Genomic DNA, 11,990 nt, shown 5'->3' on the forward strand with positions numbered 1-11,990 from the left:
TTATATTTAAGTAAAAACTTTATTTAAATAATAATTTACTAATTACTAATAAGCACCAGCGAATTATAGTCCATAACAGTGCTTATTATCATATATTCAAGATTTAAAAGTTCCGCTCTTGCCTGTGCTAAATCAAGCCTAGCATTTATTATCTCATCTATAGGAAGACGTCCCTGTCTGAATTTAGTATTTTGAGTATTTATTCTTGATACTATAGCATTAACTTCTAACTTTTTATTTTCAAGCATTTTTTTATAAGCCTCAAACTCATCATAATAAGTACCTATCTGTACATCAAAATCCCTATTAACTCTGTCAAAGTCAGCAGTAACAGCATTCAAAGCAGCATAAGCATCTTCCATTTTTGCTTTTGCATCTCGTCCGCCTATAGGATAAGAAAACATAAGCCCTACAAAATAATCAACATTTGTCATAGTAGAAAAAGATTTAAAATATCCGCTGTCGTTCAAACTAGATAATGATACGCTTCCTACTATGGACAAGTCTGGCAATGCATTATTTTTCATTATAGAGAGTGCATATTCGCTTCTTAGTTTTAATTGATATGCCATTTGTCCCTGAGCACTTTCTAAAAAAGGTACTATATCCACTTTGGCATTAATAGAAGTTTCAAGTGTCTGAGTCCAGTCATCTTCGTTTGGTATAATATTTTCTTCTGGTATGAAAAACTTTATATTTCTTATAATTTTTTTTAGCATCAACTCTGATTTATCTTTTGCTTCTATATATTTTAGAGTTTGTCTTCTTGCATTTTGATAAGAGTCATTATCTATAACTCCGCTTGAATATCTTTTATAAACCTGATTTTCAAAACTTCTAGCCTCTCTAATCATAGCATCATACAAAGCTATCAATTTTCTAGCCATTATCCATTGATAATATATTTTCTGATAAGATGTTAATACGCTGTTGTCATCTATTATTCTTTTTAATTTGGCTATTGTAAGCTGATATTCAGCATCTTTTATAGGGTATCTGTCTAGCTTACCAAAAAAGTCTCTTAATATTGGCTGAGCTATTTGTATTTTAATGCTTGGGTAATAATATTTAAAATCATTAGTACCCATATTTGGTAATTTTCCGTTAACAGTTCCGAATGGAGTATCTACAGGCAGTGTAATATCTCCAGTTTTGAAATCACCAAAAAAACTATCATGTTTAATTTCTACAGACCATCTAGTTCCAGAGTAGGGTATAAGTCCGCTGAAACCTGCACCTATTCTAAAGCCGTTATAATAAAAGTCTGATGTCGGTATAAAGCTGTATTCATCAAAATGAGCCTGCTTTCCTATAGCCCCAGCCTGCAAATCAAACTTTACATCTCCTGAGCTTTTTGCTTTTGTCAAATTATTATATGCATTGCTCTCCTGTGAAGCTGTTAATTTCATTTCTGGTATTAAGATTTTTATTCTTTCCATATATTGTGCATATGGAAGTACTATATTGTTATTAGTTTGGGCAAAAATAAAAAAATTAAAAAAAACTGAGTTAAAAATAATAATATATATCAATTTCCTTAACACTTTCTAACACCTATTAAAAATATTGTATACATTTTATTATTTTTGATTTTTTTATCAAGTACAATAAAATTACTATTGTATTATAAACTACATTTATTTATTTTCGTAAATTATATTTGTTCTTTTATATATGTAAAATACAACACTTATGAATATTAATAGTTATATTTACAAACAATCATTTTTATATTATAATTTTTTTAATTAATTGCAGAGGTTGTTATGGCAGCAAAATATGAATATATTTATAACAGTTTGCTTGATAAAATAAAATTTGGACATTTTAAAGAAGGCGATATACTTCCAAGCGAATATGATTTAATGAATGAATACAAAGCCTCAAGAGATACAATAAGAAAATCATTGCAGTTATTATCAAATAATGGATGCATTCAGAAACATAAGGGGAAAGGTTCGATAGTAATAAATTCTAATATATATAATTTTGAATTTGGAGGAATATTTAGTTTTAAAGAAGTATCATCAAAAATGTATGGTAAAACAAAAACTATTGTTAATAAATGTGAATGTATAAAACCTAATTTATTAATAAAAAATGCATTAAGACTAAATGATAATGATAGAGTATGGTCTATAGAAAGAATCAGAAATATAGATGGAGAAAATATTATACTTGATATAGATTTTATAAATGCTTCTATTATACCATTCATAGATGAAAATATTTTAAAAGATTCTCTATACGAATATATAGAAAATAATCTTAAACTAAAGATATCGTATGCAGAAAGAGAAATATCATGTGAAAAAGTAAATGGTTATGATAAAAAATTTTTAGATTTGAAAGACTATGATATGATAATAAATGTAGAATCAAAAACTTTTTTATCAGACACAAGAGTTTTCCAGCTCACTTCAGCCAGACATAGACCAGATAAATTTAAATTCAGAGATTTTGCTAGAAGATAAATATATTTAATCATTTTAATTATATAAATTTTATAATTATTTTATATACATAAACTTTATATTCTGTATTATCATTACTATTTTTTTATGAAAAAATAGTAAAAAGAGTTTATATATAATTGACAAACTTGTACGTATATATTAATATGTACGTACAAGTTAATGATAATTAAAGCTTTCGGAGGTATATTTTATGGGAAAGTTTACTGAAGATGCCGCCTTACTATTAAAATATGTAGGCGGAAAAGAAAATATTAAAGCAATAACGCATTGTGTTACAAGAATGCGTTTTGTTTTAATAGATACAAAAAAAGCAGATGTAAAAGCAATAGAAAATTTAAAATCTACAAAAGGTACTTTTACTCAGTCTGGACAATTTCAGGTGATAATAGGAAATGAAGTTTCTGAATATTATAATGAATTTGTAAAGATTTCTGGTATAGAAGGCGTAAGCAAGGATGCAGTAAAAGAATCAGCAAAAGGAAATCAAACATTTCTTCAGCGTTTAATGTCTAATATAGCAGAAATATTTTCACCTCTTATTCCAGCTATTATATGCGGAGGTTTTATATTAGGTTTCAGGAGTATAATATCAGATATAAAATTTTTTGAAGAGGGTACAAAGAGTTTAACTCAAATATCTCAGTTTTGGTCTGGCACTAATGATTTTTTATGGCTAATAGGAGAGGCAATATTTCATTTTCTTCCTGTAGGTATTACTTGGTCTATTACTAAAAAGATGGGCACTACTCAGATATTAGGTATAGTTTTAGGTATTACATTAGTTTCTCCTCAGCTTGTTAATGCATATTTAGTAGGTACTGTTGACCCTAAATTTTACGATTTTGGATTTTTTAAAATGCCTATGGTTGGATATCAAGCTCAGGTTATACCAGCTATAATGGCAGGATTTGTATTGGTTTATTTGGAAAAGTTCTGGAGAAAGGTTGTTCCAGAATATATATCTATGGTTATTATACCTTTTGCATCGCTTATACCTACAGTTATTATAGCACATGCTGTTGTAGGTCCTATAGGCTGGAAAATAGGGGAGTCTGTTTCTTATGTAGTTTATACTGGATTAACATCAAAATTTGGAGTTTTATTTGCTGGAGTATTCGGATTTTTCTATGCTCCTTTAGTTATAACAGGACTTCATCATATGTCAAACGCTATTGATTTGCAGCTTATGAGTCAGTTTGGCGGTACTATGTTATGGCCTATGATAGCATTATCAAATATAGCACAAGGTTCTGCAGTAGTTGCTATGGCTATACTTCAGAAAAAAAATAATAAAGCTAAACAGATAAATATACCGGCATTTATATCATGTTATTTAGGAGTAACAGAACCTGCATTATTTGGAGTAAACTTAAAATATGGTTTTCCTTTTATATGTGCCTTAATAGGTTCTTGTATAGCAGCTGTTATATCAGTAGGTTCTAAAGTTATGGCTACTTCTATAGGTATAGGAGGAATTCCTGGTATACTTTCAATTCAGCCTAAGCATATGTTAATGTTTGCTGTTGCTATGATTTTTGCTATAGCTGTACCATTAATATTAACTTTGATAGTAGGAAAGAAAAAATTAAAAGCAGAGGATTTAATTGATAATATTGATAATAATATAGAAACTAATAAAAATCTAAATACTTTGGATAATTTAACAACTTTAGATGATGATAATTTTGTTTCACCTATGAGCGGTAAAGTTTACAAATTATCAAATATATCGGATGAAGCTTTTTCAAGCGGAGCTATGGGAGAGGGATTTGCTGTAGAATTGTATGATGGAAAAGTTACTTCTCCTTGTGATGGGGAAATAACAGCAGCATTTACTACTAAACATGCTTATGGAATAGAAACTGCAGATGGAAGAGAAATACTTATTCATATTGGCATGGATACAGTAGAACTTAAAGGTGAAGGATTTGAATCATTTGTTAAAGCAGGTGATAAAGTAAAAAAAGGAGATATTATAGCAAAAGTTGATTTGGAATATGTAAAAAATCATGGTAAGTCTTTAGTATCACCTGTTGTATTCACTGATGGAAGTAAAATTAATTTATTAAAAGAAAATGCCATTATTAAAAATGGTGAAGGTAGAATAATAGAAATAAAATAATAAAAAATCTGGATAAATATTTATAGGTTCATATAGTCGGCAGTTAAATATAAAATTATTTAGCTGCCAATACAAAAATCTATAATATATAATTATAAATTTAATAGGAACTATTTATGAATTTTAAAAATAAAGTTGTTTATCAAATATATCCAAAATCATTTATGGACAGCAATAATGACGGACTTGGAGATATAAGAGGTATAATATCAAAATTGGATTATTTGTCTGATTTAGGAATAGATATAATATGGACAACACCTTTTTTTGTTTCTCCTCAGAAAGATAATGGGTATGATGTTGCTGATTATTATAATGTTGATCCTTCTTATGGAACTATGGAAGATGCAGAGGAACTTATAAGAGAAGCAAAGAAAAGAAATATAGATATAATGTTTGATATGGTATTTAATCATACTTCTACTGAGCATGAGTGGTTTAAAAAGGCTATAAATGGAATAGAAAAATATAAAAACTATTATATATTTAAAAAAGGCAGAATAATTAATGGGAAAAAAGAACCTCCTACTAACTGGATATCCAAATTTGGAGGCAGTGCTTGGCAGTATATAGAAAAATTTGATGAGTATTATTTGCATTTATTTGATGTTAGTCAGGCTGATTTAAATTGGGATAATGAAGAGGTTAGAAAAGAAATATTTGACATAGTAAATTTTTGGATAAGTAAAGGTGTTTATGGATTTAGATTTGATGTTATCAATTTAATATCTAAACCTAAAGTTTTTGAGGATGATTTTGAAAGTGACGGAAGACGCTTTTACACAGACGGAATAAATATACATAAATATCTAAAAGAATTAAATAAAAATACATTTGGTAAATATGATAATGCTGTAACAGTTGGAGAAATGTCATCAACAACCATAGAAAACTGCATTAAATATTCAGGTGAAAAAGAAAATGAACTTAGCATGGTATTTAGCTTTCATCATCTTAAAGTTGATTATAAAAATAAAGATAAATGGCAGTTAATGGATTTTGATTTTCAGGAGTTAAAGAATATTTTATTTTCTTGGCAGGAAGGAATGCAAAGTAATAATGCCTGGTCTGCTTTATTTTGGTGCAATCATGATCAGCCAAGAATAGTATCAAGATTCGGCGATGACCGAAAATATTATAAAGAATCAGCCAAAATGCTTGCCTCTGTTATGCATTGTTTAAGAGGTACTCCTTATATTTATCAAGGTGAAGAAATAGGTATGACTAATGCTTATTTTGATAATATTAATCAATACAAAGATGTAGAGTCATTGAACTATTTTAATATACTTAAAAATAATGGAGTAGAAGAGAAAGAAATATATAAAATACTTCAAAGCAGATCAAGAGATAATGCTAGAACTCCTATGCAGTGGAATGATAAAAAGAATGCAGGATTTTCAAATGCGGATACTTGGATAGAAATTATATATAATTATAAAGAAATAAATGCTGAAAATAATCTTAAAGATGAAGACTCTATTCTTAATTATTATAAAAAATTAATAAGATTAAGAAAAGATTATAAAGTTATTTCAGAAGGCAAAACTATACCAATATTAAAAGAAGATAAAAATGTACTCTCTTTTATAAGAGAATATAACAATGAGAAAATTTTGGTTATCAATAATTTTTACGGAAATGAATGCACGGCAGATTTAAACGGCATTAATTTTAATATAAAAACTTCAAAGATTCTTATTTCAAATTATAATGATGACTTAATACTTGATAATATTTTAAAGTTGAAGCCTTATGAATCAGTTTTATTATACAGTAAAAATTAGACTGTTAGATTTGTCCCTTCATATGAATTTTTAATTATCATTATAGGCCTTGAGTATATAAATCATATTCAAGGCTAATTTTTTATTTTATTTAATTTAAATAATAAAAAATTTTGACAAACTTTATTTTTATTGTAATATTATTTTTAAATGACTTATATTGTTTATGAAATATGAAAAATGATAAAAAAGATTTAAGAATAATAAAAACTCAAAAACTTTTAAAAGAATCCTTACTTGAACTTTTAAAAAGCAATTCGTTAAAAGATATAAGCGTAACAGAAATATGTGAACATGCACTAGTGAATAGAGTTACATTTTATGATCATTTTAATAACAAAGAAGAACTTTTAAACTCAATTATAAATGATATAAAAGAGGATATTATAAAAGAATTAAGAAAAGATAACTCTATATACGATTTTAGAAAGAACTATAGAAAAATATTAGAAAAAGTTATTAATTATTTTGATTATAATAGGCAGTATTTTAATGTATCATTAATAGATTCTAATAATACATTATTATTTGTTTCATCGCTTTATCGAATATTTTCAGAATATTTAGATGAAACTATGAAAAGTGAAAATGCTGAAAATACAAAAATTATGTCTCAGTTTTTTTCGGGTGCTTTGGTTTCTGTGATACTTTGCTGGGTAAAAGATGACGATAATAAAAAGATAAAAAAAGAAGATTTGCTTAACAATATATGCATTCTGCTTGAAAAATCTTTTAAATAAAATATAATAAGTTTACATAATATTTTTACAATTATATATTGATAATAGTTATTTTTTATATATACTAATAGATACTATATTATAAAATGAAGTAGGGCAGATTATGGCAAATGTAGGTATTATAGGTGCAGGCGGTTGGGGACTTGCTCTTGCAAATATTTTTTCTGAAAAACATAATATTAAAGTATGGGTTCATAGTGAAGAAAGCTATAAACTACTAAGTACAACTCATAGAAATGATAATTATCTTGAAAATATAGAATTAAATAAAAAAATAAACTTCACAATGGATATGGGAGAAGCTGTTAATAATAATGAAATAATTATAATAGTAACTCCTTCATTTGCTTTTGCTGAAGCGTGCACAAATATAAAGCCTTATATAAGCAGTGATCAAATACTCGTATCAGCAACTAAAGGACTTGATAGAAAAACAGGAAAAACCATGAGCGAAGTAGCTAGAAGTATTATATCAGGTGATTTATCAATACTGACACTTTCAGGACCTTCACATGCAGAAGAGGCTGCTAAAGGAGTGCCTACTGCAGTAGTTGTAGGAGGGGAGAAAGGAGTTTCTGAATATGTTAGAGATACTTTAACTGTTCCGCCCAAATTTAGAATATATAATTCCACAGATCAAAAGGGTGTTGAAATAGGAGGAGCTTTAAAAAACATCATAGCTATTGCAGGCGGTATAGTAGACGGACTTAACCTTGGAGATAATACAAAGGCCGCACTTATAACAAGAGGTCTTCATGAAATAGTAAGATTTGCTTTGAGCAAAGGTGCAAGAATAGATACTATGTATGGGCTTTCTGGTATAGGCGATTTAATAGTTACTTGTTCAAGTGCTTTAAGCAGAAACAATAGGCTTGGACGTGAACTTGCAAAAGGTAAGAAATATGAAGATGTAATATCTGAAAATCATGGTCAGGTGGCAGAAGGGGTATATGCTGCAACTGCTGCTTATGAGTATGCTAAAAAAAATAATATTTATATGCCTATAACAGAAGCTATATACAATATACTTTTTAATAACGCAGATATACAAACTACTTTAACAGAACTTATGAGTAAAGATGCTAAAAGCGAGGGATTTTTTTAATTAAATTTTAATCATATCGAGAGACTGCTGAACTACGCCTTTTAGTATTACAGAGGCCTCTGCATTATTTAAATCTTTGAACTCAACTATAACATGGGTAATATTGTCTATATCTAATCTGAATTTTTTAGCATCAGAATTAGGGTCTCCGACTTTTACAATACCTCTGTAAACCATCCAGCCTTTTAATACTACATTAGCATATCCGTTCTCTTTTAAATCAATATTAAATGTAAAGTAAGGACTTTTGCTTTTGTAGTATCCTGCTCTGTCTTTTAATGTAATAGCTTTAGGAATAGAAGTATTTTCTTTATTATGTACTTCTTCTGATACAGCTGCCATTTGAGTATTAGTGCTTTTACAGGATATAAGAGTTAATATAATAAAAATAATCAATATATATTTCATACTATACAATATATAAATTATTTCTATAAATTCAAGATTTTTTTATACTTGAAAGAATATAATATTTAATATATGATATATCTACTTTAATATTAAAATGAATAAGGATATGCATTTGATGAAAAAACAATTAGATGAAAATAGAATTAAGGAAGGGGTAGGCGGACAGGCTGTAATAGAAGGCATAATGCTTAGAAATAAAAGCCATTATGTAGTTGCAGTAAGAAAGCCAGACAAACAGATAGATTTTATAAAAGCATCTATTTCTGAAAATAGAAATAGCCTAACCAAAATGCCTTTCATAAGAGGTGTTGTAAACTTTGTAGATATGATGAAATTAGGATATAAGACTTTAGTATTCTCAGCAAATACAGCCGGACTTGAAGAAGATAATAATAAAAAAGATGCAAACAAATCAAATAACCAAAAAAATGATGGTTTGGCTATGACTTTAAGTATGCTTGTTTCTTTAGCCTTTGCTGTAGGACTTTTTATAGCTTTGCCTTATTTTATAACTACACTTATAGGAATAAATGAGAAAGAACATTTTGTTATTTTTAATTTGGCAAGAGGTGCTATAAAATTAGCTATATTTGTATTATATTTGCTTGTAATATCATTTTTTAAAGATATAAAAAGAGTATTTGAATATCATGGTGCAGAACATATGGTTGTTAATGCCTATGAACATGGACTTGACCCTGATACTGGAAATATAAGAGATTATACTACCATACACCCTAGATGCGGTACTACTTTTATGTTTTTGGTATTAACAGTTTCAATTCTGCTTTATATGTTTACAAGCTATTTTGTATACACATATATATATGCTTCTTATACTCCGCCTAAAATAATAGGAAATTTAACTGTTTTAGCTATTAATATATTACTTCTTCCCATTGTTTCTGGTATATCTTATGAAATATTAAAACTTGGTTTTAGATTTTATAATTTCCCTCTTATGAGACTTGCCATATTACCAGGTCTTTTACTTCAGAAAATCACAACTAGAAGACCTCAGGACGATGAAATAGAAGTAGCTTTATTTGCATTGAGTAAATTATTGGATACATCTGTAGGAAACAGAACAGAAGAAGAAGTGCAGGCTGATATGAAAGCTAGTTTGGAAAATAATAATACAAATAATACAACAGAAGAAAAACTATGCATATAAAAAAACGTCTTATAGCAAAAGATGATTATTATGAATATTCTTCAAGCTATATAAGAAAATATATTGTTATAATCGCTATAGCTTTATTTTGTGTACTTTTTACAGTTATATTTATACAGGTAAATTATAGAAGTGTACCAGAAAAATCATATATGAGAAATGATACTCCAGTATTAGATGTTAATAACCCTATAATAACAAATAATAATGGAATATATTATACAGGTGATTTTGATAGTATTCCTAAATCTATCCAAATTAATGAAGATATGGCTGAAAATCTGTATTTATATTTATTCCATGATAATCATATAATATTTTGGAAACTTTATAAATATAATTTAAAAAGATATTTTTCATACTATGCCTTTAATATATTGGACGGAGATTCTCAGTCATTTGTTATTAAAGAAGATGAAAAAGATTATTTAGATTTTTACGATAATTTTATACGTGCTCAGTTTAGAAAGAGCGTTGGAGAATTGTCTTTAGAAATACCAAATTTTTATAATACAAAACTAAATTTAAAAACTTCTATAAATAATTTAATAGAAAGTGAGTTTTCTTTTAAGTTTACTAACTTTAGTGCTTCTATGGTGAATTGGGCTGCAAACAGAGCTTTATATGTATCTTTTTATTACGGACTTCCATCTGGATATTTAGTTGTACCCGGAAGTGAAAATGCTATAACTGATACTAGTTCTGTTTTGGCAATTAATACGGTAGGGAGAAATCCTTCAAGATATACTCATAATATAATAGCAGCATTGGCATATATATCATACAATACTGAACCTATACCTATATTTATTTATGATAGTAAACCTCAGTCTCAGAATTCAAGAATGGTTAAATTTTTATTTAAAAATAAATGGCATATATATAAAAATTTTGATTCTCATGAATATAAAGATGTTATAGATTATTACTCGAAAGAAGAGGGCTTTAGTTTTGTATTTACTGTTACAAGCGATTATCTATATAATGGTTTAGGAGGATTCCAAAAAATAGATTTTGAAACTACAAAGGGAGTAATAGACGGATATTTTACTGTAGAAAATGAACAGTTTAAAATTAACGGAAATGCTGTAAAAGAGTTTGTTCATAGTGTATTTTAATGCGGGGTAATATGACAGAAAATAAAAAATTTGTAAGATTATTTGAAATATATACTTCTTTAATACTGGACGGTTTTATATTAAAAAATAAATTTGTAGATGACAATAATATGTCAAAGAGAACTCTTTTGAGGGATATAAAAGAAATAGAAAAATATCTTAGAATAGAATTGAAATCGGAAAAAGATAAATATGTTATAAGTTCTTCAGATTTGAAAAAAATAAAAAAAGGCTTTAACTTTGATGATAATATCAAAAAAAACGTAGATATATTATTTTCTATATTTATTAAAAAAGTAAGTTCTAATTTATCTCTTATACCTCGCTCTACTGTATCAAAATTACTGCCTCAAAATATAGATGATGAATATTATGATGTTATATTAATAGCAAGAAATGACATTAATCATATATCAGGAGATAGTGAAAATATAGATAAGCTGCTTTCATTTGTTAAAGATTTAAATGATATAAGTTTTGACTATTATATGGAAAGTGCTAAAAGCAGTTTTAGGGTAGAGGCTGCTGCTTATCTTATTTATTATTTTCAGGGCATATGGTATTTGGTTGCTAATGATAATAAAAAGAATAGAATAAAAACATATATTATTAATAATATATCAAATATTAATATAATAAAAAAAATTAAGTTTACTGATAAAAAAGATAAAGAAGAATATGATAATCAATACAAAATAAGATCTGAAAAGAGGGATAAATTGATTAAACATTTAGAGAGTAAGAGAAGTATATATTGGAATGAAGATAAGATTGTAAAAACTTTAGTTAAATTTAATTCCAATGTTGCTCATTATTTTAAGAATAGAAATTACGGATTTAATCAAAAAATAAAAATGGAGTTAGAAGATGGTTCTGTATTAATTAATTTTGATTTTTCATCTTTTACAGAATTAAGAATATTTTTAAGTCCTTGGTTAGGGGCTTTTAAAATAATATCTCCGGAGAAATTTAATAAAGAGTTTATAGAACATTTGAATAATGCTTTATCTGTAATGCAAAGTGAATGAAACTTTTGCATTATCAATTTAAAATATA

At 27.2% G+C, this 11,990-nt stretch carries 10 protein-coding genes; 8 read left to right on the forward strand and 2 right to left on the reverse strand.

Annotated features, from left to right (window positions below):
- Nucleotides 1-38: 38 nt before the first annotated feature.
- Nucleotides 39-1,544: a TolC family protein gene (locus tag BMUR_RS00395; RefSeq protein ID WP_013112616.1), complete on the reverse strand. Its 1,506-nt coding sequence runs from the start codon at nucleotides 1,542-1,544 to the stop codon at nucleotides 39-41.
- A gap of 222 nt (nucleotides 1,545-1,766) precedes the next feature.
- Here BMUR_RS00395 and treR point away from each other — a divergent pair, with 222 nt between their 5' ends.
- The 5 genes from treR to BMUR_RS00420 all read left to right on the forward strand — a co-directional run bounded on the left by treR (nucleotide 1,767) and on the right by BMUR_RS00420 (nucleotide 8,231).
- Nucleotides 1,767-2,474, forward strand: coding sequence for a trehalose operon repressor (gene treR / locus BMUR_RS00400; protein WP_013112617.1), 708 nt, complete (start codon nucleotides 1,767-1,769; stop codon nucleotides 2,472-2,474).
- 193 nt (nucleotides 2,475-2,667) lie between these two features.
- Nucleotides 2,668-4,599, forward strand: a complete 1,932-nt coding sequence (gene treP, locus BMUR_RS00405) for a PTS system trehalose-specific EIIBC component (RefSeq protein WP_013112618.1) — start codon at nucleotides 2,668-2,670, stop codon at nucleotides 4,597-4,599.
- Between the two features lie 116 nt (nucleotides 4,600-4,715).
- A complete protein-coding gene (gene treC / locus BMUR_RS00410; RefSeq protein WP_013112619.1) occupies nucleotides 4,716-6,386 on the forward strand; it encodes an alpha,alpha-phosphotrehalase in 1,671 nt (556 codons plus the stop codon).
- Between the two features lie 173 nt (nucleotides 6,387-6,559).
- The gene (locus BMUR_RS00415) at nucleotides 6,560-7,126 is read left to right on the forward strand and encodes a TetR/AcrR family transcriptional regulator (protein WP_013112620.1); all 567 of its coding nucleotides are present in this window, start codon (nucleotides 6,560-6,562) and stop codon (nucleotides 7,124-7,126) included.
- Between the two features lie 103 nt (nucleotides 7,127-7,229).
- Entirely contained in the window at nucleotides 7,230-8,231 is a 1,002-nt protein-coding gene (locus tag BMUR_RS00420) for an NAD(P)H-dependent glycerol-3-phosphate dehydrogenase (protein ID WP_013112621.1), read from the forward strand.
- Here BMUR_RS00420 and BMUR_RS00425 read toward each other — a convergent pair whose 3' ends face one another.
- A complete protein-coding gene (locus BMUR_RS00425) occupies nucleotides 8,232-8,639 on the reverse strand; it encodes a hypothetical protein (RefSeq protein ID WP_013112622.1) in 408 nt (135 codons plus the stop codon).
- A gap of 118 nt (nucleotides 8,640-8,757) precedes the next feature.
- Between BMUR_RS00425 and BMUR_RS00430 the strand changes: the two genes are divergently transcribed.
- From BMUR_RS00430 to BMUR_RS00440, 3 genes are read left to right on the forward strand one after another with little or no spacing between them, the layout of a single operon-like run.
- A complete protein-coding gene (locus tag BMUR_RS00430; RefSeq protein ID WP_013112623.1) occupies nucleotides 8,758-9,816 on the forward strand; it encodes a DUF1385 domain-containing protein in 1,059 nt (352 codons plus the stop codon).
- Nucleotides 9,807-10,934, forward strand: a complete 1,128-nt coding sequence (locus BMUR_RS00435) for a hypothetical protein (RefSeq protein WP_013112624.1) — start codon at nucleotides 9,807-9,809, stop codon at nucleotides 10,932-10,934. Before BMUR_RS00430 ends, BMUR_RS00435 begins: the two co-directional genes overlap by 10 nt.
- Nucleotides 10,935-10,945: 11 nt before the next feature.
- Complete coding sequence (locus BMUR_RS00440) at nucleotides 10,946-11,962, forward strand: WYL domain-containing protein (RefSeq protein ID WP_041749959.1); 1,017 nt, start codon at nucleotides 10,946-10,948, stop codon at nucleotides 11,960-11,962.
- Nucleotides 11,963-11,990: the final 28 nt, after the last annotated feature.

The organism is Brachyspira murdochii DSM 12563 (assembly GCF_000092845.1).
In the GTDB taxonomy this organism is placed as follows: Bacteria; Spirochaetota; Brachyspiria; order Brachyspirales; family Brachyspiraceae; genus Brachyspira; species Brachyspira murdochii.